Origin of the sequence: Duganella sp. sic0402, from assembly GCF_019219065.1 — a bacterium.
In the GTDB taxonomy this organism is placed as follows: Bacteria; Pseudomonadota; Gammaproteobacteria; order Burkholderiales; family Burkholderiaceae_D; genus Rugamonas.
Genome location: NZ_JAHUWK010000012.1, coordinates 42,890 through 68,526 on the forward strand (window position 1 = coordinate 42,890; position 25,637 = coordinate 68,526).

General features: G+C 59.1%; 20 protein-coding genes. 13 read left to right on the forward strand and 7 right to left on the reverse strand.

The window, feature by feature from the left end:
- Nucleotides 1-119 precede the first annotated feature (119 nt).
- The 5 genes from KW842_RS23155 (at nucleotide 120) to KW842_RS23175 (ending at nucleotide 5,710) form a co-directional block, all read left to right on the forward strand.
- The gene (locus tag KW842_RS23155; protein ID WP_218306490.1) at nucleotides 120-851 is read left to right on the forward strand and encodes an SDR family NAD(P)-dependent oxidoreductase; all 732 of its coding nucleotides are present in this window, start codon (nucleotides 120-122) and stop codon (nucleotides 849-851) included.
- A 22-nt stretch (nucleotides 852-873) separates the two neighbouring features.
- Nucleotides 874-1,932 carry an alkene reductase gene (locus KW842_RS23160; protein ID WP_218306491.1) on the forward strand — a complete coding sequence of 353 codons (1,059 nt, stop codon included), beginning with the start codon at nucleotides 874-876 and terminating at the stop codon, nucleotides 1,930-1,932.
- Between the two features lie 31 nt (nucleotides 1,933-1,963).
- Entirely contained in the window at nucleotides 1,964-2,791 is an 828-nt protein-coding gene (locus KW842_RS23165) for a pirin family protein (RefSeq protein WP_218306492.1), read from the forward strand.
- Between the two features lie 32 nt (nucleotides 2,792-2,823).
- Nucleotides 2,824-3,429 carry an isochorismatase family protein gene (locus KW842_RS23170; RefSeq protein ID WP_218306493.1) on the forward strand — a complete coding sequence of 202 codons (606 nt, stop codon included), beginning with the start codon at nucleotides 2,824-2,826 and terminating at the stop codon, nucleotides 3,427-3,429.
- A 592-nt stretch (nucleotides 3,430-4,021) separates the two neighbouring features.
- The gene (locus KW842_RS23175; protein ID WP_218306494.1) at nucleotides 4,022-5,710 is read left to right on the forward strand and encodes a subtype B tannase; all 1,689 of its coding nucleotides are present in this window, start codon (nucleotides 4,022-4,024) and stop codon (nucleotides 5,708-5,710) included.
- A 57-nt stretch (nucleotides 5,711-5,767) separates the two neighbouring features.
- Here KW842_RS23175 and KW842_RS23180 read toward each other — a convergent pair whose 3' ends face one another.
- From KW842_RS23180 to KW842_RS23195, 4 genes are all read right to left on the reverse strand, one after another.
- Nucleotides 5,768-6,211: a cache domain-containing protein gene (locus KW842_RS23180; RefSeq protein ID WP_218306495.1), complete on the reverse strand. Its 444-nt coding sequence runs from the start codon at nucleotides 6,209-6,211 to the stop codon at nucleotides 5,768-5,770.
- 61 nt (nucleotides 6,212-6,272) lie between these two features.
- Complete coding sequence (gene ligK / locus KW842_RS23185; RefSeq protein ID WP_304515481.1) at nucleotides 6,273-6,956, reverse strand: 4-carboxy-4-hydroxy-2-oxoadipate aldolase/oxaloacetate decarboxylase; 684 nt, start codon at nucleotides 6,954-6,956, stop codon at nucleotides 6,273-6,275.
- Between the two features lie 11 nt (nucleotides 6,957-6,967).
- The gene (locus tag KW842_RS23190; RefSeq protein ID WP_218306603.1) at nucleotides 6,968-7,993 is read right to left on the reverse strand and encodes an amidohydrolase family protein; all 1,026 of its coding nucleotides are present in this window, start codon (nucleotides 7,991-7,993) and stop codon (nucleotides 6,968-6,970) included.
- A 24-nt stretch (nucleotides 7,994-8,017) separates the two neighbouring features.
- Nucleotides 8,018-9,124 carry a 4-oxalomesaconate tautomerase gene (locus KW842_RS23195; RefSeq protein ID WP_218306497.1) on the reverse strand — a complete coding sequence of 369 codons (1,107 nt, stop codon included), beginning with the start codon at nucleotides 9,122-9,124 and terminating at the stop codon, nucleotides 8,018-8,020.
- Between the two features lie 127 nt (nucleotides 9,125-9,251).
- Between KW842_RS23195 and KW842_RS23200 the strand changes: the two genes are divergently transcribed.
- The 4 genes from KW842_RS23200 (at nucleotide 9,252) to KW842_RS23215 (ending at nucleotide 14,461) form a co-directional block, all read left to right on the forward strand.
- Nucleotides 9,252-10,460 carry a LysR family transcriptional regulator gene (locus KW842_RS23200; protein WP_218306498.1) on the forward strand — a complete coding sequence of 403 codons (1,209 nt, stop codon included), beginning with the start codon at nucleotides 9,252-9,254 and terminating at the stop codon, nucleotides 10,458-10,460.
- Nucleotides 10,461-10,621: 161 nt separating this feature from the next.
- Nucleotides 10,622-11,956 (forward strand): aromatic acid/H+ symport family MFS transporter, encoded by a 1,335-nt coding sequence (locus KW842_RS23205; RefSeq protein WP_218306499.1) that lies wholly within the window; start codon nucleotides 10,622-10,624, stop codon nucleotides 11,954-11,956.
- A 33-nt stretch (nucleotides 11,957-11,989) separates the two neighbouring features.
- Nucleotides 11,990-13,288, forward strand: coding sequence for a gallate dioxygenase (locus KW842_RS23210; protein ID WP_218306500.1), 1,299 nt, complete (start codon nucleotides 11,990-11,992; stop codon nucleotides 13,286-13,288).
- Between the two features lie 84 nt (nucleotides 13,289-13,372).
- Entirely contained in the window at nucleotides 13,373-14,461 is a 1,089-nt protein-coding gene (locus tag KW842_RS23215) for a porin (RefSeq protein WP_218306501.1), read from the forward strand.
- A 53-nt stretch (nucleotides 14,462-14,514) separates the two neighbouring features.
- Here the strand turns inward: KW842_RS23215 and KW842_RS23220 are convergent, their stop codons facing one another.
- Nucleotides 14,515-16,260, reverse strand: a complete 1,746-nt coding sequence (locus tag KW842_RS23220) for a tannase/feruloyl esterase family alpha/beta hydrolase (RefSeq protein ID WP_218306502.1) — start codon at nucleotides 16,258-16,260, stop codon at nucleotides 14,515-14,517.
- 378 nt (nucleotides 16,261-16,638) lie between these two features.
- Here KW842_RS23220 and KW842_RS23225 point away from each other — a divergent pair, with 378 nt between their 5' ends.
- Nucleotides 16,639-18,699, forward strand: coding sequence for a TonB-dependent receptor (locus KW842_RS23225; protein ID WP_218306503.1), 2,061 nt, complete (start codon nucleotides 16,639-16,641; stop codon nucleotides 18,697-18,699).
- 110 nt (nucleotides 18,700-18,809) lie between these two features.
- Here the strand turns inward: KW842_RS23225 and KW842_RS23230 are convergent, their stop codons facing one another.
- Nucleotides 18,810-21,599, reverse strand: a complete 2,790-nt coding sequence (locus tag KW842_RS23230) for a TonB-dependent receptor domain-containing protein (protein ID WP_218306504.1) — start codon at nucleotides 21,597-21,599, stop codon at nucleotides 18,810-18,812.
- A gap of 104 nt (nucleotides 21,600-21,703) precedes the next feature.
- Entirely contained in the window at nucleotides 21,704-22,627 is a 924-nt protein-coding gene (locus tag KW842_RS23235; RefSeq protein WP_218306505.1) for a helix-turn-helix domain-containing protein, read from the reverse strand.
- A 145-nt stretch (nucleotides 22,628-22,772) separates the two neighbouring features.
- Between KW842_RS23235 and KW842_RS23240 the strand changes: the two genes are divergently transcribed.
- The 3 genes from KW842_RS23240 to KW842_RS23250 are packed head-to-tail and all read left to right on the forward strand — an operon-like array spanning nucleotide 22,773 to nucleotide 25,633.
- Entirely contained in the window at nucleotides 22,773-23,744 is a 972-nt protein-coding gene (locus KW842_RS23240; protein WP_373925224.1) for an ABC transporter substrate-binding protein, read from the forward strand.
- Nucleotides 23,745-23,757: 13 nt separating this feature from the next.
- Nucleotides 23,758-24,783 (forward strand): amidohydrolase family protein, encoded by a 1,026-nt coding sequence (locus KW842_RS23245; RefSeq protein WP_218306507.1) that lies wholly within the window; start codon nucleotides 23,758-23,760, stop codon nucleotides 24,781-24,783.
- 1 nt (nucleotide 24,784) lies between these two features.
- Nucleotides 24,785-25,633: an amidohydrolase gene (locus KW842_RS23250; RefSeq protein WP_218306508.1), complete on the forward strand. Its 849-nt coding sequence runs from the start codon at nucleotides 24,785-24,787 to the stop codon at nucleotides 25,631-25,633.
- The last annotated feature ends 4 nt before the right edge of the window (nucleotides 25,634-25,637 follow it).

The window sequence follows — 25,637 nt, forward strand, 5'->3', positions numbered from 1 at the left end:
GCCATTTTTGGATCAATCCATCCCATTATACCCTCTTTATCCCACCGTTAAATTAGCTGAAGATACGCTCATCGCAATCGCAACCGACGCGAAGTGAGCGTCTTGAACAGGAGATGGACATGAACAAAGGTACTGCAGTAGTCACCGGCGCGGCCACCGGCATCGGCCAAGCTTATGCGCAACGACTGGCCGCCGACGGCTTCGATATCGCCGTGGCCGACATGAGTGACGCCAGCGCCACCCGCGCCCTGGTGGAAGCGGAAGGGCGCCAATTCTATTCCGCTGTGGTTGACGTCAGCTCGCCTGCTTCGACGCTGCAATTTGCCAAGGATGTCGCTGCCAACCTCGGCCCAGTCACCGCCCTGGTCAACAACGCCGGCATCTACCCATGGAAATCGTTCGCTGAAACCGACTACGACATGTGGCGCAAAGTTATCGGCGTCAATCTCGATGGCGCCTTCCTGATGTCCAAGGCGTTTGTGCCTGGCATGGTGGAGCGCAAGCACGGCCGGATCGTCAACGTGGCCAGCAGCTCGCTGTGGCTGAATGTTCCGGACATGACGGCGTACATCGCCAGCAAAGGCGGCGTGGTTGGTTTCACGCGGGCTTTGGCCAGCGAGGTTGGCAAGGATGGCATTACCGTGAACGTGATTTCGCCGGGCCTGACCAACACCAAATCGATGCGCGGCACCAATGAAGAGATCTTCGACTACCTGCCGAAATTGCAGGCGATTCCACGCATGATTGAACCAGGTGATCTGGTCGGCGTGGTGTCCTTCCTTTGCTCCGCCGACTCCGCATTTGTTACCGGTCAGACCATCATCGCCGATGGCGGCCAAGCACGTATCTAACGCACATTTTAAGGAAAATACCATGAGCAATACTCTCACTCCAGTACGCATCGGCCGCTACGATCTTCGCAACCGCCTGGTGATGGCACCGATGACCCGTTCGCGTGCCGGCGACGATGGCATCGCCAGCGACCTGACCGTCACCTACTACGCGCAGCGTGCCAGTGCCGGCCTGATCATTAGTGAAGGCGTATTCCCTTCCGCGCTGGGCAAAGGTTATGTGCACACCCCTGGCATCGAGACGCCTGAACAGGTCGCGGCCTGGAAAAAAGTGGCCGATGCCGTGCACGAACGTGGTGGCCGTATCTTCATGCAGATGATGCATTCCGGCCGCATTTCCCATCCGTCGCTGCTCAATGGCGAAACGCCAGTGGCGCCATCGGCCATCAAACCAGCCGGCCAGGCCTGGACCAGCGCCGGTCAGGTTGACTTCGTCGAGCCACGCGCCCTGACGACCGCCGAAGTGGCAGGTGTGATCGACGACTACCGCCAGGCGACCCGCCGCGCGCTCGAAGCCGGCTTCGATGGTGTTGAGTTGCATGCCGCCTCCGGTTACCTGCCTGAGCAATTCCTGTCGTCCGGCAGCAATCAGCGGCAAGACCAATATGGCGGCTCGGTGGAGAACCGTGCACGCTTTGTGTTGGAAACGCTGGATGCGATGATCGCGGAAGCCGGTGCAGATCGTGTCGGCATCAAGATCTCGCCAGAGATGAATTACAACAGCATTACCGATGCCGATCCGCAGCAAACCTACCGTTATCTGGTGGAGCAATTGCGGGGCAAAGGCTTGGCCTATTTGCACGTTGCCCTGTTCGGTACTCAGACCGACTACCACAGCATCCTGCGCTCACTGTTTGGCGGCACCTATCTGATGGGCAGCGGCTTGACACAACAGCTCGCCGAGAGCGTTCTCGCAGAAGGCAAGGCTGACGCTACCGTATTCGGCGCTGCCTTCCTGGCCAATCCGGATCTGCCGGAACGCTTCCGTCAAGGCGCCGCGCTGAACGAAGCGGACCGCAATACCTTCTTTGCACCGCCGACAGCCCAGGGTTATATCGACTATCCAACGCTGGCCGCGTAAGTCGCCCAGCAAAAAAAGGAAAGGCACCATCATGAGCACCACTATCGTCCGCATGCAGCAAGCCAGCCGTGGCAGCCAATTCCGTGCTGTCCGTCTGCATGGCGCAGATCCAGCGCAACTCGATCCCTTCATGGGCATCGACCATGCATGGATGAGCGCTCCGACATTTCCACCGCATCCCCATGCCGGCTTTTCGGCGGTGACCTATCTGTTTCAGGACTCTGAAACGGATATCGCCAATCAAGACTCGCTGGGCAACTGCGTCATGATTAAGCCGGGTGCTCTGCATTGGACGGCGGCCGGGCGCGGAGTGGTGCATCAGGAGGACCCGGCAATTCTGGGCCGCACCACCCATCTGCTGCAGATCTTCATCAATCTGCCACAGCATAAGCAGAACGATGCACCGTTCGCCTTGACGCTGGCAGCGGAAGATGTGCCAGTGGTGCAGCAACCTGGCGTAACCATCCGCGTTCCACTTGGCAGCTATGGCGATCACCACTCGCCGTTGACGCCGCCAACGGAGGTCACGCTGCTCGATGTGTTCCTGGACGCCGGTGCGGCCTTCACGCTGCCGGTCGCAGCCGGCCAACGCGCCTTCTTCATGCCGATATCGGGCGACGCTGAACTCGATGGCCAGCCATTTGGTCTTGACGACCTGGGCGCACCGATTCTGGCGCCAGGCGCTACCGCGACCAACCACCAACTAGTGGCCAAGGAAGGCGGCGCCCAGATTGCTGTGTTTATCGGCCAACCACTTGATCAACCCGTACTTTCCAACGGGCCGATGGCTTTTGCTACCAGAGAGAGCCTGAATGCGGCAGCCGCCGCCTACCACCGTGGCGATATGGGAAATCTGTAAACATCGCCACCCAACCACTTAGGAGAACTGCCATGAAAGTAGAACGTTTTACCGCTGAAAATACCGCGCTGCTGCTGATCGACCACCAGGTAGGCACCATGCAGCTGATCAAAAACATCGATAAGGAACTCGCTGCCAAGCAATCGATCGCTTTGGCCAAAATGGCGAAAATTCTAAACCTGCCAACCATCATCACGTCGAGCCAGGAGGATCGTGCACAAGGCCCGATTCTGCCGGAAATCGCCGAAATCCTGCCAGAAGCACACGCCGCCCGCGTCAAACGTCCAGGCGTCGTCAATGCCTGGGCTTATCCTGAATTCCGCGATGCGGTGCTGGCCACCGGTCGCAAAAACCTGATCATGGCCGGCGTCACCACCGACGTGTGCCTGATATTCCCATCCATCGATGCGGCGCAGGAGGGCTTCAACGTACAGGCGGTGATGGATGCGTCGGGTTCGCCAAGCGACCTGTCCGAGGAATTCTCGCGTCAACGCATGCATGACGCTGGCGTGGTGTTGACCGCCACAAATACCCTGATGGCGGAAATCGCCCAGGATTGGTCGACACCTAATGGCCAACAGCTAATTACCTTGCTGTTCACCGACGTTTTCCCTGCGCTTGGTGCGGGCATCGCGTAACCGGACATACAGGGCAAAGGAAGTCCAGACTTCGTCTGCCCGGTTTTCTTCGGAAATGGACTTGAATATGAATACCTCCAACTCGCAGATCGCTTCGGATGTCCGCGATCAAGAACCTGCTTGACCGCAGCGACCTTAAATTCTTCCGTGTAACGCTTCCCACTCATGATTTCTCCTTTGCCTAAATTATGGCTCAGGAGTGTCTAGCAGACTCGTGGCGATTCATTCCAGCTTTCTGCGCTCCTGAAGGCCGGAGCGGCGCAATCACGCAAGCAGCGGCGTACGCTGAACCAGATCCATGAAGACTTGAAGGAATTGGGATTCGTGGGGTCTTGCGACAGGGGCGCAGTGCTCGATATTATCTGGCTATCTAATAAGTAAAATGAAACACTTCCATTGGTCAAAGCAACGAATGCTAGAAATACAGCGTTGGAAAACAACGATAAGCAGAAAGCACGGCGCAAGAAGCTAAACGCAATGATTGAGTTGTACGCCACCAATATACTTCCCATCAACATTTCGCTAACGAGATGTAAAAGCCGCTTGTTAAGCGGAACGATAAAAACAAACTTGATGAGATTGGAGACTCTACATGATACGCACGACTATAGGCGCTTGCCTACTGATGTCGCTGGCCGCTTGCGGCTCGGACAACGGACCCGACAACGTCACGCCGGTAACACCGTCCCCGCCTGCCATCCCGGTCGGCGCTTACGATAGCGCGCTGGCTTTCGACAAGACCAAATACACCTCTATCAACGTCATCATCGACGGGGTGAATACGCCAGTGCGCTGGTACAAGGAGGTGTGCTATGTCGGCAAGCCGGTGCTGATGGCAGCCACTCAGACCGGTATGTTCGGCACCTCCACCCTGGCCAATCCGCAGTGCGGCTACCAGAGTATGAATATCTTTGTGCCCGAAAGCGTTGCGACCAGCCAGGAGGCCGCCATCTACTTTGCTGTGAACAACTCCGGCTGGATGGCAAGCTATATCAAGGCCAGCATCACCGATGGCGCCACGTTTAACAGCAGCACCAGCAATGTCGGCGCCGCCATCAAAGCAGGCTATATCTATATCGACGTCGCCACGCGCGGGCGCGGCATCATCGCTGCCGATGGTAGTTATCCTGGCAAGGCACCTGCCGCGATCGTCGACGCCAAGGCTGCCGTACGCTACTTGCGCCTCAACGACGCCGCCATGCCGGGCAATGCTAACCACATCGTGGTGAATGGTACCAGCGGCGGTGGCGGCTTGTCCGCCGCGCTGGGTGCCACGGGCAACAACGCCGACTACTTATCCTACTTAGCAGCCATCGGCGCGGCAGGCGTGACGTCGACAGGAACCAGCATCCTGCATGACGATGTATTGGCAATCAACGCGTATTGTCCAATCACGGACTTGGGCAACGCAGACTTGCATTACGAGTGGCTGTACAACATCCTTAACACGCGCCAGACGCTAGGCAGCTTACCGAATTCGAGCGGCAGCTCAACGCTGATGGCGAAGTTCGTCGCTTACCAGGCAACACTTGGCTTGAAAAATTCCAGTGGTGTGGCTCTGACAGCCACCACCATGCTGGAAACCGTAAAACAGGAGGTCATACGCTCTGCTGAAACCTATCTGGCATCCGGCGGCAAGATACCTGGCTTGGGTGAGGTAATGACCTATAGTGCTGGAATGGGGCCGGCCGCAACTACCAAAACCTATGTCAACGATTGGATCGCGGTGGACAACGGCACAAAAAAAGTGACCTCGCTGGATATGGAGAAGTATCTGAAGTTTGTCGCCACCCAAGCCACACTAAAGACCACGCCGGCCTTCGACCAGACCGGATTGACCGTGACCGGCGCCACTGGCGAGTCCAATATGTTCGGAACCTCCACGCAGATCTATTCCAACTTCACCGAGTACAGCTGGGATAATAATGATGTCGCAGGTGATGGCATCGGTTACAAAGATACCGGCTATTCGTGGACACAGTATGCTGCGCTGTCGAGCACCAATGTGCTGGCCCAAGTCAAGCTGATCAACCCGATGGCATATATCGGTGGAACCAGCACCACATCTCCGTACTGGTATGTGCGTGCAGGCACCCGCGACCGCGATACATCCTTTACCGTGTCGCTGAACCTCAGCCGCGCATTGGCGGCGGACAGCAAGGTCCAGGATATCAACTATCGCTTAGCCTGGGACCAACCACACGCAGGCAATTACGATGTCCCGGAGGCGATGGCCTGGATCGCCCAGACGTTGAAAGCGGCGGCTGCCAAAGGGCTGTAATGAAAACGGCATCGCGAGCGATGCCGGTTTTTCGTATAACAAGAGGATTAAGAGCGGCTATTTGTAGAAGCCTGAACCGACAATCAGGTCACCCTGCCGTTCAATATACGACTTCTTATCCTGCATATTCTGGGTCTTGGGATTGGTCCACTTATACTCAACCCAGCCGCTGCCTTGGGTGGTGGCGATACGCACCATTTCCCTATTAAAGTATTTGCCATCCATATCTCTAACGTCGATCATATCCTTGCCTTCGGTGCGAGGACTACCGGGATTGCAGATCATCTTGGCACGTATGTCATGCACATACACATAGCGGTCGTCAGTGCGAAAACCCTTTGCCGGGTCGGCAAAATCCACGCAGGCTTTTGCGATGCCGTTCGCCTTGATGTAAGCCGATGCCTTCTTGACCAGGTCTTTCGCATCCTCTTCCTGACCTGCGCAGGCCATAGCCGATACCCCAGCCAAGATGGCCAGGACTGTGATGTTTTTATAGTTCATTTTGTCCCCATTGATTTTATAGTGTTCCTTGAGGGCCGCAAGGATACGGTTTGCTTTGCTATCAATCGATATATTTGAGACCGGCTTGTTCCAGCGGACCGCGCATGTTGTACATGTCTAGCCCCAGTACACCTGCCGCCAGCCTGGCGCGCTTTTCACCTTCCAGATCTTCGCGTTTCTGTGCAATGCTGGCCACCCGCGCCACATCGGCGGCGGGCACAATTACCACACCGTCATCGTCGGCGATCACTGCATCGCCAGGGTGCACCAGGGAACCGGCGCACAGCACCGGGATATTGACCGATCCCAGCGTGGACTTGATCGTGCCTTTCGCGCTGACGCATTTGCTCCAGACCGGGAAACCCATCTCCTTCAGGATGCGGACATCACGCACGCCGGCGTCGATGATCAGTGCCTTGGCGCCACGCGCCATGAAACTGGTCGCCAGCAGATCGCCGAAGTAACCGTCGGTGCATTCGGCGGTGATGGCGGCCACCACGATGTCGCCGGGTTGGATCTGTTCCGCCACCACATGCATCATCCAGTTGTCGCCGGGGTGAAGCAACACTGTGACGGCGGTGCCGGCCACCAGTTGATCCGGCTGGATGGGACGCATATACGGCTTCATCAAGCCTACGCGCCCCATGGCCTCGTGCACAGTGGCGCTGCCGAATTGGCCGAGATGATCGACATGCCCACGCTCGGCACGCAAGATATGTCGTTTGACGACACCCAGCTGGTTCATTAGTGGCGTGTTCATAATCCCTGCTCCTTCAGTGCGGCGTCCAGGCGTGGGAACACATGGCGCGCGTTGTCTTCAAAAATGGCGCGACGGTCAGCGTCGCTGATAGCGGCTGCTTCGATGTAGCGTTTGGTATCGTCGTAGTAGTTGCCGGTTTCAGGATCGATGCCGCGTACTGCGCCAATCATTTCGGACGCGAATAGTACATTCTTGACCGGCATTACCTTGGTCAGCAGGTCGATGCCCGGCTGGTGATAGACGCAGGTATCGAAGAAAATGTTGTTCAGCAGGTGCTCGCTCAGCAGCGGTTTCTTCATCTCTTGCGCTAAGCCACGGAATCGCCCCCAGTGATACGGCACTGCGCCGCCACCATGTGGAATCAGGAATTTGAGATCCGGAAAGTCTTTGAACAGATCGCTGGTCAAGCATTGCATAAAGGCGGTGGTGTCCGCATTCAGATAATGTGCGCCAGTGGTGTGGAAGCACGGGTTGCAGCTGGTGCTGACATGGATCATCGCTGGGATGCCGTATTCGACCATCTTCTCGTAGATCGGATACCAGGACTTGTCCGACAGCGGTGGCGCGTTCCAATGACCGCCCGATGGATCTGGATTAAGGTTGATGCCGACCATGCCGTATTCTTTGACGCATCGCTCCAGTTCGGGAATGCAGCTGGCGGGATCAGCTCCCGGCGATTGCGGCAGCATGGCTGCGCCGATGAAGTGCTCCGGGAACAGCTGCGCCACACGCGCGCACAGTTCGTTGCAGATCGCTGCCCAGGTGGCACTGGTGTTGAAGTCACCGATGTGGTGTGCCATGAAGCTGGCGCGCGGCGAGAAGATGGTGAGGTCGGAACCGCGCTCTTTCATCAAGCGTAGCTGGTTAGCTTCAATCGACTCACGCAGCTCGTCGTCGCTAATGTCCAGTTCTGCGACTTTCGGTCCCAGCTCAGGTGTGTTCAAATTGGCAATTTGTCGATTGCGCCAATCTTCAAGCGCCTTAGGCGCGGTGGTGTAATGACCGTGGCAATCGATGATCAGTGGTTTGCGCATGAAATGTCCTTGTCAGATATGCGCGGGGATGAGCACTTCGCCCCGCATGATAGGTCGGGCGGTACGCAGCAGCGCGGCGCGCGTAACCTGCCCTGGGCAGGTTGGGTCGAGCTCTAACTCGACGCTGAATTCGCCGGTTGGGTGTTCGATCGAGAGTGTCTTGATGGCACTTGGCGGTACTACGGCGATACCCTCGGTGATCGCACCGGGCAGTACGCAAGCGGTGGCCACGGTTACCGCTGCCAACACGCCGATGGAATCGTGGCAAACATGTGGAATAAAGCAGCGAGTAGCGACGCTGCCGCCTTCACGCGGCGCTGCCACCAAGCACATTTTCGGATAATTCTTGGCAGCGACGTCGCCCAGTCCCATCAGCGGCCCAGCAGCCAGGCGCAGTCTCTCCAGCCGCGCCTTCAAGGTCTGGTTAGCATTCAAATCCGCTGCGGCTTCGTAGCCAGAGATGCCGAAGTCTGATGCCAGCACCAGCACCATCGGCATACCGTTGTCGATCAGCGTAGCGTCGACTGCCTGACCGTCGACGTCGATACGGTCAAGTGCTCGGCCGCTGGGCAACAGCGATGGGCACACTGATCCGGCCGTGTCCAGGAAGTTGATGCTGATTGGTGCAGCGCTGCCCGGCACGCCGTCGATACGGGTGTCGCCGCCGTAGCGCAACTCGCCGCGAGGTGTCTGCACGGTGACGTCACAGCGCATACCGGTATTCAGGGTCAGGATGCGTGCGGTAGTGGCGCCGTCGATGATAGGCAGAAGGCCGCGCTCCAGCGCAAATGGAAGAACCGCTGCAAGCATGTTGCCGCAGTTGGGCGTCACGTCCACGGTGTCGTTGTCGGGCTGTAACTGCGCGAACAGGAAATCCAGGTCGACCCCAGGCGTGGTGCTGAGGCGGACGATGCCAGCCTTGCTGGTCAGCGGGTGGGCGCCGCCCAAGCCGTCGATCTGACGCGGGTCGGGCGACCCTAATGCCGCCAGCAGCAAACGGTCGCGCGCGGCCGTATCGACCGGTAGGTCGGACTCCAGGAAAAATGGTCCGCGCGAGGTTCCGCCGCGCATCATCATGCACGGCACGGCGCGTTGGTCGGAAACGGGGGAATTGCTCATGATGTATGCGGATGGCTGCTTGAATGGCTCAAGTATCCGTGGTGGGACCTGTTACAGGGTTGCGTTGTAGCTGTTGATTTGTTCTAATCTGCTTATCGTTACTGTCTTTTGGAGATTATTCACTATCATGTTCCTGGTCAGCCTGCGCCATCTCCACGCCTTTAACGCCGTCGCCACCACGGGTGGTATCCGCCGTTCGTCCGAAAGTTTGTATCGCGCGTCATCGGCCGTCGCTCGTTCCGTGGCGGCTCTGGAGCAGAGCCTGGACGCCCAGCTGTTCGAACGCAAGGGACGCGGCATGTTGCTAACCGCAGCGGGCGACGTGGTACGCCTGCGCGCTGACCGCATCGAGACGGAGCTGTACTCGGTGCGAGAGGATGCCATGCGCCAGCGCGACCGCAGCACCGCCAAGGTCGGGGGCATCGAAGCGCTGCTCAATGAACGCCGCCTGCAAGCGGCCACGCTACTGGCGGAAATGCACCACATGCCGACGGTGGCCCATCTAATGGGCATGTCGCAGTCGGCGGTCAGCCAGGCTATCGCACGGCTGGAGGACATGCTGGGTCAGCCGCTGTTCTTGCGCACCGCGCGCGGCATGATACCGACCGATGCCGGCCGTCGCTGGGCTGAGTCGTTCGAACGGGTGCTGGCCGAGCTGCGCCATATTCCCGAAGACATTGCCGCGCTGGCGGGGGTGGTGCTGGGCGTGGTCACCGTCGGTGCGCTGCCGCTGGCGCGTTCGCAATTGTTGCCAATCGCCATATCCTCGGTGTTGAAGCGCCATCCGCAATTGCAGATACGCTCGCTGGAGAGTCCGTATGAAGAACTGACTGCCAGCTTGCTCAGCGGCCGCATCGACTTCATCGTCGGCGCGCAGCGCGCCGGCGCTGGTGACGCCTTCGAATCGCGTTCCTTGTTCCAGGACAAGGCCGCACTGGTGGCCCGCAGTGGCCACCCACTGGCGGGCCGAGACAAGCTGCGCATCAGCGACCTGGCTGGTTTCCCATGGGTCTTGTCACGCCACGGCACGCCGCTGCGCGAATCCCTGGTCCAATTTTTTGTATCCAAAGGCGTGCAGCCGCCCGCACCTGCCGTCGAAACAGGCGACCTCGCCTTGTTGCGAGGGCTGTTGGTATCGAGCGACATGCTAACGGTTTTGTCTGCTCATCAGCTGCATCACGAAGTTCGCACTGGTCAACTAGTCGTACTGCCATTCCAGATGCGCGGCATGGAGCGCAGCATCGGTGTGACCACCAGAAAAGGTGCGCATCTTTCACCGGGCGCCTATGCCTTACTGGCTGAAATCGAAGCGATCAGCGGCCGCTGGCATAGCTAAGTAGCAGACTTGCCGATAAGTAGATTGCAACGATCCGGCAAGCAAAAGCAATACTTCAAATTCTGTCAATACGTACACTGGAAAGCGTTCTCAGTGCCTTTGGTCATGCCATAGGCCTTTACACCGCTTTACATACAACCAAAATATTGACAGGAGACTTAATGAATATAGGACAAATGCTGGATGTGCGGGCGCACATCAACAGCCGGAAAATGAGCGGCTATCAATGGCTATTGCTGTGCCTTTGCTTCCTGATCGTCGCCACCGATGGCATGGACGTCGCCATCATGGGTTTCTTGGCGCCGGCCATTACCAAGGAGTGGGGAATTTCCCGCGCCGCTTTCGGTCTCGTGATGAGCGCCGCACCAATCGGCTTAGCCATCGGGGCGATTCTGGTAGGGCCTTTGTCGGACCGCTTCGGTCGCAAAAAACTATTGATGGTCTCAGTGGCCTGGTTCGGCACCTTCAGCGTGCTCAGCGGCTTCGCCAACGATGTCGCGACCTTGTCGGCGCTGCGCTTCGTCACAGGCCTCGGCCTGGGCGCCGCCATGCCCAACACCACTACACTGTTGTCGGAATATGTGCCAGAACGTTCGCGCTCGGCGCTGATCGCCATCATGTTTACCGGCTTTAATCTCGGTTCGGCGCTGGTCGGTTTCGGTGCGGCCGCGATCCTCCCGGACTACGGATGGCGCGGTGTATTGATCGCCGGCGGTGTGATTCCGCTGGCCTGCCTGCCGCTGTACCTGATCCTGATTCCGGAATCGGTTCGCTTCCTGGTGGTGCGCAAGTTCCCGGCCGAACGCATCGGCCGGACGCTGCGCCGCGTGGTCGGCGGAGCCGTCCCGGATGGTATTCAGTTCACCATCAGTGAACCGCAGGTCACCGGTTCGCAGCCGGGCAAGGTACTGTTGTCCTCCGCTTATCGCAGCACCACGCTGTCGCTGTGGGGAACCTACTTCATGGGCCTGCTGGTAATCTACCTGCTGAGCGGTTGGCTGCCGACCATGATCAAGGATGCCGGCTTGCCGATCGAGCGCGCCGCCAACATTACTGCGCTGTTCCAGCTGGGCGGTACGGTCGGGGCTCTGCTGGTGGGCTACTTCATGGACCGCGTGGCGCCGACCAAGGTGATTTCCGCAGCCTACATGGGCGGCGCGGTGTTCATCCTGTTCCTGGCATCGGGCAGCGTAGAATCGACGATGTTTGCGGCTTTCGTGCTGTGCGCCGGTTTCTGCATGAGCGGCGCCCAGACCGGCCTGAACGCGTACGCCCCTCAGTGCTATCCGACCGCCGTGCGCGCCACCGGTGTTAGCTGGATGCAGGGCATGGGCCGTTTCGGCAGCATCTTCGGCTCTTTCGCAGGCGGCGTATTGCTGTCGATGGGTTGGGGCTTTAGCGCGGTGATCGCTATTCTGGCAGGGCCGGCGACGCTGGCGGCCATCTTCATCATCATGAACAAATACGGCCAGCGCAGCGCAGCAGCCAGGGCGTAAACAACGCATCAACCGCAAAGCATAGGAATCATCATGGCTAACATCATCGGCGCCATCGCCTCATCCCACACACCGACGATCGGCTTCGCGCTCGACGCCGGCAAGCAGCAGGATGCCGCCTGGGCCCCCATCTTTAAGGCATTCGAGCCGGTACGCCAGTGGCTGGCGGAGAAGAAACCGGATGTCATGCTGGTCATCTACAACGACCATGTGACCTCCTTTTTCTTCGACCACTACTCGGCCTTCGCACTGGGTATCGGCGACAGCTACCATGCGGCCGACGAAGGCGGTGGCGCACGCAATCTGCCGCCGGTCGCCGGCCATGCCGGCCTGGCAAGGCACATCGGCCAGTCGTTAATGGCGGATGAATTCGACATGTCCTTCTTCCAGCAAAAGGGCTTGGACCACGGCTGCTTCTCCCCATTGTCCATCCTCTGGCCGCATGACCAGCAAAGTGGCTGGCCGGGCAGCATAGTGCCGTTGCAGATCGGCGTGCTGCAATTCCCGGTACCGTCGGCGCGTCGTTGCTTCAAGCTGGGCCAGGGCCTGCGCCGCGCCATCGAGAGTTATCCAGAAGACCTGAACGTGGTGCTGGTCGCGACCGGTGGACTTTCGCACCAGGTACATGGCGAGCGCGCAGGCTTCAACAACACGCCGTGGGACCATCAGTTCCTCGACCTGTTCGAAAATGATCCGGAGACGCTGCTGAATATGACCCATGCCGAGTTTGCAAAGCTGGGTGGTTGGGAAAGTGCAGAAGTCGTGATGTGGATGGCTATGCGTGGAGCCATGTCCAGCAAGATCCGCTGCCTGCATCGTGAATACTATCTGCCTTCGATGACCGGTATCGCAGTGGCATTGTACGAAAACGAAGTTACCGCAGACCCTGCGCTGAAGGCGCGAAGTGTCGCAGAGCATCGTGCGCACATCGCCCATCAGACCAAGGGTGTCGAAGAGCTGCAAGGAACCTATCCGTTCACGCTGGAGACTAGCGTGCGCGCCTACCGCATCAATAAGTATCTGCACCAGCTGGTCGATCCCGGTTTCCGTCAGCGTTTCAAGGAGGAACCGCAAGCGACCTACGACGACGCGCTGCTGACCACCGAGGAGCGTGACCTGATCACGCGCCGCGACTGGCGCGGCATGATTCATTACGGCGTCATCTTCTTCCTGCTGGAGAAGCTGGGCGCGGTGATCGGCGTATCCAACCTGCACATCTACGCGGCGATGCGGGGGCAAACGCTGGAAGAATTCCAGCAGACCCGCAACGCGCCCGGCGCACTGTATTCGGTGGGCTCCAGCGCCGCCTGGGACCAGTCAGACAAAAAGTAACGCAAACCCGATAGGGAAAGAACCGCCCCCACAGGGCGCGGTTCTCCACGCACGTCCATTAGAAACCAAAAACGGAGACACAACATGAAAAAAACTATCGCACTCGCAGCGGCAACTGCAGCATTGACCACCAGCATCACCGCGCACGCGCAGTCCAACGTCACCATGTATGGCATTCTCGACGCCGCCGTCGAGACCTACACCAATGCCGACGCCGCCGGCAACCGCGTCACCCGCATGCCAAGCCTGGGTGGCGGCATGTTCCCGTCGCGGCTCGGCTTTCGCGGCACCGAAGATCTCGGCGGTGGCCTGAAGGCAATCTTCGCGTTGGAGAATGGCTTTGCCATCGATACTGGCACTCAGGGCCAGAACCGTCTGTTCGGCCGCCAGGCCTGGGTGGGCCTTGCTGGCGACTGGGGGCAGTTGACCTTCGGCCGCAACTACAACATGCTGACCATTTCGACTTATGACGTCGACATCATCGGCCCTTCCCAGTACGGCCTCGGTTCGCTGGACTCATTCATCCCGAACGGCCGTAGCGACAACTCGATCGCCTATCGCGGCACCTTCAGCGGCCTGACGCTGGGCGCCACCTACAGCCTTGGCCGCGATACCTCAGCGGCCGGCGGCCCGGCCGGCACCAACTGTGCAGGTGAAAGCGGCAGCGATGCCATGCAATGCCGCGAATGGTCTGCGATGGCACGCTATGACGGCAGCGGCTACGCGCTGATCGGTGCCTACGACCGTATCTACGGCGGTCCGAATGCCTCCGGTGGCTTGAATAGCAGCGACAAGACCGATAGCCGCCTGCATCTGGCAGCGTTCCTGAAACGCGACGACTGGAAGTTGGGCCTGGGTGTCATCGCCCGCGACAACGATGGGTCGACCACGCCACGCAGCCGGATGTCGTATATCGGCGGCGCCTATAACGTCACGCCGTTCTTTGCCATGGAAGCGCAGTTGTCCAAGCTGGATGTACGAGACAGCAGCAACGATGCGACTCAGCTGGTACTGCGTGGGATCTATAACCTGTCGAAGCGCACCGCCGTGTATGTGGCGGTGGCGCGCATGAATAACGATGGCAAGTCGGCGGTGGTCTTGAGCGCGGGTGGCTCGGTCGGTGCGGGCCTGAATCAAAATGGCCTCATCACCGGTATCAAGCACACCTTCTGACACTAACGCTAACGCCTCCGCTGCCGCTTTGACGCGGCGCCGGAGGCGTTATTTTATTCTAGCGGAGCATAGGGCATGTAGAAGATTGAACCGGCCCAGGCTGGCGTAGCGTAGTCAGCGGCAGGCGTGGCGGCCTGGTAGCTGCTGGCTTGATCCGGATTACCCTTGCCGTCATAACGGGCTTGCACCGGATACGGGAACACGGGTCGAGAGCGCGATTGCTGCGGCGCCTGGTCGGCGCCTGACGGCAGCATCGACATACCGGCTGGCGGCTGCGCGCCGGGCGGCAGCGGTGGCCGTCCCGCCAGCACCGGGGGAAGACCGAAGCTGCCGGGGCGCTTGACGGGCGTCGCCGCAACGATGGCCTCGGGAGCGACATGATCCTCCACCCAAGCCACCATTGGCGTCAGCATATCGATGGCGCTCGGTCCTTCGCCGCCGGCGCAGTGGTATACGCCGGGCAGCAGGTAGAGGCGCTCGAAGCCGGTCGCCTTGTCCGCACCCATCGTCGTGCGCACCGCTTCGTGATAGGCGATGGTGTTCAGTGGCGAAATATGCGGATCGGCCCAGCCGTGCCACAGTATCAGTTTGCCACCGGATTGCGCAAACGCAGACAGGTCAGGGTTGGTGGCGTCGTACAGCGCGTGTAGCGGCACCAGCTGCTGGAAGGTCGCCTTGTCGAACTTCAGGTCATGGAGACTGTAGGAGGCGGCGGGATTTTTGGGGAAGACCAGGTTGCGCAAGGCATCCAGCGCGATACGCTCGCTGAAAATTCCCTCATTCTCCGAGCGCGGTACAAACACGCCGGCCCATGCCAGTTCCGATCCTGGTTGCGGGCCGCCGATCGTCAGACGTTCGCCGCTTGCCGTATCGCGCGGACCGTCGTACAGCTTGCGCACCGCTACGACTTCGGCCGCGCTGAGGCAGGCGGCATCGCCAACCTTATTCTGTGAGCATTGCAATGGCGCAGGATCGAAGTGGCAGGCGCGGGGATCGGCAATCAGTCCATCCACCTGTCCGTCCAGCGCATCGCACTGTTTCAGCACGGCCGCATGCAGTAGTGGCAAACGGGCAGCGAGCAGGATGGCTTTACCGTCGGCGTCCGAATTGGAGCGTGCCTGCCAGCCATGATAGAGGCTGTTCTGCACCTGGAAGTTCATCGCCGGCGCGCCGGCGATGATGCCGTTGAAATCATCAGGATAGCGCTGCGCTTCCACCAGCGCTTCGCGGCCGCCGTCGGAGCAGCCGTTGAAATAGGCGTAGCGCGCCGCCTGGCCGTAATAGGCGCGTATCAGTTTTTTCACGGCGAGGGCGGTCAGGTGGACGCCGCGATGCGCGAAGTCCGCGCGTTTCTGCGCATCCTGACCAAATTCGCCGCTCATGCCCTGGTGGCCCATGTCGGTGGCGGCGGTGACGAAGCCGCCCGCTTGTACCAGCCGGCAGCCGTCTGCGGCGCCAATGTCCAGAGAGGCATGGCCGCACAAGCCACCGCATCCCAGTTGCAAATACCGTTGGGTCCAGCTTTTGGTCGGCAGCTGCACACTGAATCCGATGCTCGGCGCGAGCGTGCCTTCCACCGCGCAAACGGTGACTCCGGCGCTGACGCTTTCCTGCGCCTTGACGATGTGACTGCCGGCACCACCGACATCACCAAGATCCAGTTGCGCCAGGCTGGCACAACTTTGCACCGGCCGCACAATATCCAGTGGTGCCGCGCGCGCCGCCAGCGGCATCGCCAGCAGGCTGGTGAGGATGGCAGCACATACCGCCATACCGAAATTAAACCGTTGTTTGACCATGAATGTCTCCTTTTTATCGACTTAATCGGCAAGTATCTCAGCGCAGCTATGCGCGGGGTTGCTTTGCGTACCTCCAAGCGTAGCAATCTGCTTATTGGATGCCGTGGTATTTATGTTGAATGATAAGCAGATTAGCGCACATATGAGGCGATATTCGCACCATCGCATTTGCTATTTTCTACACACTCCGTTCAGGTGCCGCCATGACGCGGTACCAACCATAACAACAACGGAGACCTAACAATGAATGCGATTGGCATTAAAAAATCCTCCATCACGCGGGCCATCCAAATCCTTCTCGTCGGCTACTGCTGTCAGGCGGCTGCCCACGCCACCGACAGCGCGGCCGACGCCGTCACGGCCAAACCGGACGAGCAGGTGGACACAGTGATCATCAAGGCGCGCCGGGTGGCCGAGTCCTCATCGACGGTGCCACTGGCGGTAACGGCGATCTCCGCCGACGAGCTGAAGTCGCGTGGCGTGATCAGCGTGGCCGACATCGGCAACGTGGCGCCAGGTGTCGTCATGGGACGCGACGGCTTCGGCGTCAACATCAACATACGTGGCGTCACCACCACCGACACCACATCGAAGGGCCTGCCCGGCGTGTCCTTCAACGTCGATGACGTTGCGATCAGCCGTCCGGTGGCACAGGGTTTGAGCTTCTTCGACATTGATCACGTCGAAGTGTTGCGCGGTCCGCAGGGCACTCTATACGGCAAAAGCACTACAGGCGGCGCGGTCAACGTTATCACAGCCAAACCGCAGTTCGACGATGCGGCATCAGCGCAGGTAGAGCTGGGCAATTACAACACGCGCCGGCTCGAAGGCATGCTCAATAAACAGTTTTCCGAGCATGTCGCGGTGCGTGTGGCGCTCAACAGCAACGACCGCGACGGGTACCTAGAGCCGGCTGGTGGTGGCGCAGCGCGCAACGATCAGAAGGACCGTGCATTGCGGCTGAGCGGCCTGTTGAAATTCACCCCGACTACCAGCCTGTTACTATCGACCACTGCGGCCTCCGTTTCCGGTATCGGCTTCAGCACCGTCCCAGGCATCGGTGAGGCGGGTAACAAGTCCGGTAAGGAGCAGTTGCGCGTATTCGCCAATCCGTTCGGCGGAAAAATCGATGAGGACTATCACCGTTATAACGGCGAGTTCAGCACCGAACTGGCCGGCGTCGCCGTTACCTATGTCGGCTCGTTCAGTAAGTTCAAGTCGAATGATCGCGGTTCATCCACCTATGATCCGGCTACCAACGGCAACCAATATGCCTGGCGTCTCTATCGCGGCAACGTCAAGGAGGATTCTCACGAATTGCGCTTCGCGCATGCTGATGCGCAAGGCCTGAGCTGGGTGGCGGGCCTCAATTACAGTGACGAGAAGGTACGCGAAAGCGATCACTATTTGAACGCACCTGTGGCCACGCCGACGATCGCGGCCAGTGTCAACGGCATCGATCCAGTCAACACCACCGAGCACAAATCGAGCGGCGTATTTGGCCAGGGAACGTATGCGCTGAACAGCCAGTGGTCGATGGTGCTCGGCGCGCGCCGCTCGAAGGACACAACCGACCGCGTTGGTACGTTCGCCGCCGGGCCCTTGCCGAGCTGCACCAACGCACTGGCCGACTGCATCGGCGACACGAACAACGGCTATCAGAGCGCCAGTGTGAACACCTATCGCGCCGGCCTCAATTACCAGATTGCACCAGAGCAGCTGTTGTTCGCTGCCGTCGCTACCGGATACAAGCCCGGCGGCTTCAACGACTTCGATCCGATCGCCCGCAGCACCGCACCATACGAGCCGGAAAAGCTGACCGCCTACGAGATCGGCTACAAGGGACGGCTGGCGTCCAATCTGCAGTTCAATTCCGACCTCTACTACTACAACTACGCCAAGGATCAGATCAGCAGCCTGGCCAACATCGCCGGCAATTTCGTGATCTTCACCCGTTCGGTGCCGGCCACCATCTATGGTTGGGAAAACGAGTTGAGTTACCGGCCCACATCAGCCGACATATTGCGCGCCTCGGTGACCTTCGCTCATTCGGAGTACAAAAGCTTTATGGCGGGGTTGATGCAGAACGTCGACTGGTCCGGAAAGTCGCTGGACAAGACGCCATCCACGGTGGCGACCTTGTCGTGGAATCATAGCTGGCCGTTGGCCAACGGCGGCCGCGTCAAGACGCAGATCGGCACCCGCTATAGCACCAGCTACCTGAACAGCGATTTTGTCGGCGCCGTCCAGTACCGGCAGAAGGCCTTCAGCCGCACCGACATAAGTGCTACCTATTTGACGGCAGACGGAAAATACACGCTGCAGGCCTTCGTCAACAACCTGGAAGATAAAGTGCAGATCACGGCCGTGGGCGGAAACAATGACTACTCGGTCAGTGCACCGCGTTTCTTCGGTATTCGGCTGGGCGCGCAATTCTAAGTGCTCTATGCGCTTGTTGAAGCTTTGGCAAGCGCGGTCAGTGATCATATAGATACTTGACCGCGTTTGCTAAGCAACCAGAGGCAAACGGAGCTTCTGTCTGATCCGCATCAGAACAGCGAGCGCAGGCCTAGGCTGAAGTAGCGGCCGCGTGGATCATCCGCCAGTGCGAAGCCATCACGCAGGCCGGCACGCGTGCCATTTCCAGAGAACGCGCCGACCGGCGGTGTGGCGTCAAACAAGTTCTCGACATTGAAGTAGAGCTGTGCATCACCCGCGCTCAGGTCCAATTTGTATGCCAGGTTGATGCCGGTGGTGGCGAATGAGCGCATATGGTTATTGCTCCATACTTCGGCCAGATCGCCGCTCAGTTTCATCGCGCTGCGCCAGCGCTGAGAGACATCGACGGTGAAATCGTTCATCGGTCGAAAACGGAAGTAGCCGGAGACGCGTACCGCCGGCGTCGACGCCATGCCGCCCGCACCGAAAGCCACTCCGCCTTGATCCACCGTCGCCAAGCCAGGCTGGCGGTAGTAGACGTGGGGCTGCCAAGCGGTCAGTACGCGGAGCGACATTGGGCGGTCAAACAAGCGACCTGCGTAATTACCTTCAAGGTCGAGTCCAAAGGTTTCGATCTCGGAGATGTTGACACTGCGGTTTACCCACGAGGTAACAGCGTTGGCGGCCGATTTGTCGGTATAGCCGTTGGGCCGCACCTGCAGCGCGCAATATGGCGAACTGCCGCCGCTCTGGTAGCAGGCCTGCTGGAACGCGGCCGTGGAACCGGAAACAGTGGTAATCGCATCGGAAATTTTGATGCGGTAGGCATCGGCTGCAAAGCTCAGCTTCGGCAGCGGCTTCCACACCACTCCCAGAGTCATCGTGTTGCCAATTTCCGCAGTCAGGTCCGGATTCGCTTGATCGATTTGCGGCACGGTAGGACTGGCGCCGGTCAGCAAATCGGTCGGACGGACCTGCACCTGCGAGATCGGCGCGAACAAATCGTACAACGTAGGTGCGCGGATGTCGCGTGAACGTGTGGCGCGCACGCGCAGCGTATCGGTGACACGCCAATCCACGCCCACTTTCCAAGTCACGTAGTTCCCGCTGGTATTGTACGAGGTATAGCGTGCCGCGCCGTTGGCGCTGAGCGTTTTTGCCAGCGGCACATCCAGCTCGCCCGCGATTTCCCATACACGCTGGCTGACGCCTTGCGGGCTTTCACCGAAGACGAATTCGGTGCGAGTCGCGCCGGCGGTGCAATTCAAGGTCAGCCCGGTACAGTTGACCAAGTCTGTCGGGCGCGAACTGCTGTGTGAATTAAACTTCATGTCGCGCCACTCGGCCGAAACAGCGCCGTTGACCGCGCCAGCCCAGTTGTCAAACAGTTTACCGGAGACCTGACCCGAGACATCGTTCATCACTGTGGTGGAGTCAAACAGCACGGTGTCGGTAACGAAATCGATCGCTTGTGCCGAAGCAGAACTCGGGCCGAAGACATTGATCGGCACGCAGTCATCGGCCAGACCAGGATTGCTGACGGTAATACCGCAGACGGTCTTGCCGCCGCTATTGACGGCGTCCAGCGCCGCCGACAGTTTCTGGCGATTCAACACGTTGGCCATGGCGGTATTCAGCTTGGCGCGGCCGTAGACATAGTCAATATCCCACTTCATACCGTTGGATTTACCCTCGACGCCAGTGCTGACCACCCATTGCTTAGCATCCGAAATGGCGTTCAGGCGCGGGATATCGCCCATGAATTTGCTGTAACCGAACGTCGGCTGAGTGGCAGGTATGAGTGCCGAATATTCGGCTGGAAGGAAGGCGTTGGTGCGACGCAGCGACACATTGTTAAGCTGATTGGTTTCGGCAAAACTTGTATTGGTTTTCAGGTTGCCGGAGACCTGCGCGTAGAGGCGAACATCATTGGATAGATCGTAGTCAACGCGGCCAAACACCTGTTTGGCTTCCAGTTGCGCCAGTAATCCAGAATCCCAGTATCCGCCGTCACCCCCAACCTCGATGGCGGCGGTGCCGGTCGACGTGCCGGCGACGAATGGACTCAGTACGCCATTTTGCTTGAAGGTCTTGCCGGCCAACGCACCGCTGGTAATCAGGCCGCCGAAGGGAAAGGTTTTTTGTCTCAGATTGGATTGCAGGACATAGGGATTGGCGGCAGTTCCGGCGCCGGTGACGCCTGCCTGGTTCAGCCAGTCGCGATCCGATCGGCGGTCAATACCATCTTCCTTGCGGTATTCGACGCCGGCCTCGACGTGCAAGCTGCGATCCAGCTTCGTGCCCCACGCAAAGCCGACGTTGGCCTTGTTGGCGTCGCCACGTTCAGACATGCCATAGCTGGCGTCAGCCTTGATACCGTTGAATTTATGATCGAGGATGTAATTGACCACACCCGTCATCGCATCGGAACCATAGACGGCCGAGACACCGCCAGTAACCACGTCCACACGCTCGACGAACAGCTGTGGAATCAAATCGACATCTACCGCCCCGTTGTACAGCGTTGGCGGAATGCGTTTGCCATCCATTAACACCAGCGTGCGCGTGGCGCCGATATTGCGCAGGTTGAGCTGATTAGCCGAGCCGCTACCGCCAGCCGCGCTGCCAGCGGTGGTGGGGTTGCTGGCGGCGCCACGTGAACCGGAAAAAACCGGCAGCGTGTTCAATGCATCCGCTAGCGTGGCACCTGGCTTGGAGATCAGCAGATCGTCGCTCGTCATGACGGTGGTCGGCGAAGGATTGCTGTCGCCATTCTTTATAACGCGCGAGCCGGTCACGGTAATCGAAGTGAGCGCGGCATCGTCGGTTTGCGCAGAAGTGCCGTTGCATAGCGTGAGCATGCTCACGCCACACGCCAGCATGTGTTGGGTTGTTTTCATCGTCATCTCCTGGGTGGTGATAAATTCACTCTGAACAGGAGCGTAACGAAATATCCTACCTATGGCTTTGGACGAAACAACGATTTACTTGCATCTTTGCGATACTAGGATCTGCGAGCGGCAATCCGAAACTGGCTTGGCGTCTGCCCTACCTCCTTGCGGAAGAAGCGCGTAAAGTAAGCCGCATCGGTAAAGCCTAGCCAGTACGCAATCTGCTCCATCGTCATGTCACCGAAGATCAGATTACGCTTTGCTTCCGTAATAATCCGTGCGTGAATCATCTTGGTCGGGCTTTGCCCCGCCGTTGCCGCACAGGCTGCGCGCAACTGCACCAGCGACACACCCATCATCGACGCATAATTCTGCAATTGAAGATTCTCGCGATAGTGTTGATCGATCAACTCACGGAAACGATCCGCCAGCCGCACCTCGCTGCCACTGGCTACCTTGCTCTCCAGCTCATCCATGTGTGCACCGCGCACCAGCATCAGCAACAGCGAGGTCAGCAAGGCCTCGGTACCGACCACATGGCCGATGGTCTTAGCCGACACTTCCTGTGCCAGCTTGCCGATCACACTGAAGAACTCAACCGCCGACTCGGCCGCATACGACAGCGGAATCACGCGCGGTGACGCCCACAGCTTGATGAAGTCCTGCAGCTTGCTGTTGATCTGGTGCAGATAGGACACCTCGATGGTCACGACCCAGCGGTCCACATCCACCTCGTAATCCAGCCCGTGCACCGCTTCATTCGGCAGCAGCAGCGCGCATGGCGCCTCGAAGGGAACGCTATGTCCTTCCAGGCTCATCACGCCGCGCCCGTTGCGCACGAAGATCACCTGCCCGTAGTGCGGGTGTGCGTGCGGCTCGGTGCGCCATCGGCCACGTTCGGTGACGTGGCCGATATTGACGAACCAGTTGTCCTTTTCCTCCGGATTCTCCACATATAACCGCACCTTTGGTACGGTGGTCAGTTGAGGTTTGCCGTTGGCATCGCGTTGATACTTTGTCATCGCAGTATGAGTCATTGTCGCCTCCTGCCAAGCACTATATCCTTGACTTTTAAACGAAACAATATGTTCGAACAAAAGTGCCAGCGAATGTAATTTTTGTGTAGAGACGGGCGTCGGCCCAACTTTTATTCTTGCTCTATCAAACCAAAGGAGAATGAAGTTGGCCACCAACGTTAAGCTGAAAATCGCGATCGCCGATCATCCGCACACCATCGCGATCAAAAATGGTTCCATTCCCATCGAGGGTGTGGATGCGGAATTCGTCACCGTCAAGCCACAGATCGGCGCTTTCCGCCGCATGGTGCGCGATGTCGAGTTCGACGTCTGTGAACTGGCGCCAACCACCTACATTATTGCCCGCGCCTACGGGGCACCATTTGTTGCGCTGCCGATCTTCGTGGTGCGCCGCTTCCACCACGGCGGCCTGCTGGTGCGCCCGGACGCCCATATCAACCACCCGAAAGACCTGGAAGGTAAAAAAGTCGGCGTGCGCGCCTATTCGGTGACGACTGGCGTCTGGAACCGCCAGGTGCTGATTGACGAATTCGGCCTTGATGCCTCCAAAGTCACCTGGGTGGTGGACGATGAAGAACACGTCACGCAACTGAAGTTGCCGCCGAATGTGATCCACGCCGCTGCCGACACCTCGCTGGCCGAGATGATGGCCAAGGGTGAACTGGTGGCCGGCCTGGAAGGCGCGGCAGGCATCGGCCGCACGGGCGCGCCGACCGGCGGCTGGCAGGAGGTGGAAGCCGATTATCCGGACCTGCTGCCGAATGCCGCCGAGATCGAGACCGAATATTTCGCCCGCACCGGCGTCTATCCGATGCACGGCACCATCGTCGTCAAGGACGCTATTCTTTCCGAGCATCCATGGATCGCCAAGTCGATCTACAACGCATTCGACCAAGCCAAACGCGAATGGCTGGCACGCCTCGACGCAGGCCAGGGCACGCCAGCCGACAAGAAATACATCGAACTACGCAAGATCGTCGGCCACGACCCGCTGCCTTACGGCATCCAGGAAAACCTGAAGACCATCGAGACGCTGGAAGCAACCGCCTTCAAGCAAGGGCTGACACCACGCCGTATGGCGCTGCACGAACTGTTCGTCGACCCGAACGCACAATAACAACGGAGACACCATGATTATCGATTGCCACGGCCACTTTACGACCGTCCCCAAATCTTTCCGCGACTTCCGCGCCAAGCAGGTGGAATTCGCCAACGATCCAGCCAACGGCCCATCGCGTGCCGAAGCCTTCGTCTCCGACGACCAGATCCGCGAAGCAGTCGGCGGCGGCCAGTTGAAGCTGCAACAGGAACGCGGCGGCGACCTGACCCTGTTCTCGCCGATCGCAGGGCTGATGAGCCACCACCTCGGCAACGAGCGCACCAGCATCGAGTGGGCGGAGATTTCCAACGACCTGGTGCATCGCGTCACCGAAATGTACCCGGACAATTTCGCACCTGTATGCCAGCTGCCGCAATCGCCGCTGGCGCCACCGAAGAACAGCGTCCCCGAGCTGCGCCGCTGCGTCGAAGAACTTGGCTTTGTCGGCTGCAACCTGAATCCCGACCCGACCGGCGGCTACTGGACCGGCACGCCGATCACCGACAAGGAATGGTATCCGCTGTACGAAGCGCTATGCGACCTCGACGTGCCGGCCATGATCCACGTGGCCGCTTCGTGCAATCCTTGTTTCCATGGCACCGGCGCCCACTATCTGAACGCCGATACCTCGGCCTTTATGCAGATCTTGCAATCGAACCTGTTCAAGGACTTTCCTACGCTGCGCTTGATCATCCCTCATGGCGGCGGCGCCGTGCCGTACCACTGGGGCCGCTATCGTGGCATGTCGCTGGAAATGATGGAGCGTCCGCTGGAAGGCCTGCTGAACAACATCTTCTTCGATACGTGCGTCTATCACCAGCCGGGCGTTGAGCTGTTGACCAAGGTGATCCCGGCCGACAACGTGCTGTTCGGCTCGGAAATGATCGGTGCGGTGCGCGGCAAAGACCCTTGCACTGGCCACTACTTCGACGACACCAAGCGCTACGTCGACGGCATCGTCACGCTGAACGACGAAGACCGCTACAAGATTTTCGAAGGCAATGCGCGCCGAGTGTTCCCGCGCCTGGATCAACGCCTGAAAGCACAAGGTAAATAACATGGCCTCCATCGTAGACATTCACCCGCACATCATCTCGGACAACGAGCAGGCCTATCCACCGGCGCCGCTATTCGGCAAGCGCTCGGACTGGTCGCAGGAGCGTCCCAGCACCGTGGAATCGCTGATCGCTGCCATGGATGCCGCTGGCGTAGCCAAGGCGGCCGTGGTGCACTCGTCCACCACCTATGGCTTTGATAACAGCTACGTGGTCGATGGCTGCAAACAATTCCAAGATCGCCTGGTGGCAGTCGGCTCGGTCGACGTACTGGCGGAAGACGCCACGCAGCGCATCCTCGAATGGAAAGCGCGCGGCCTCGCCGGTCTGCGCCTGTTCACCGGTGGAAGCACCAAGGAATTCGACCCGAGCGAACTGGATGATCCGCGCTCCTTCCCGGCGTGGGAACTGTGCGCCGAACTGAATATTCCAATGTGCATCCAGACTGGTCCAATCGGCTTGCCGCAAGTGACGGCACTGGCCAAGCGCTTCCCGAAAGTGAAGATCATCCTGGATCACCTCGGCCGTCCAGACGTGCTTGACGGTCCTCCTTACACCAACGCCAAATCGATGTTCGATCTGGCGCCACTGGAGAACATCTATTTCAAGCTGACGCCGCGCATTTTTGGCGATGTGAAGAAAGAGAAAGCCAGCGCCGATACCTTCTTCCCTGCGGTGCTCAAAGCGTTTGGTGCACAGCGCCTGGCGTGGGGGTCCAACTTCCCGACCTCACCCGGCACGCTGGCCGACATCCTGGCCACTGCGCAACAAGGCCTGGCCTCGCTGAGCGATGATGACCGCGCCTGGATCTTCGAGAAAACCGCCAAGCAGCTGTACCCATCGCTGGCCTGAGCAG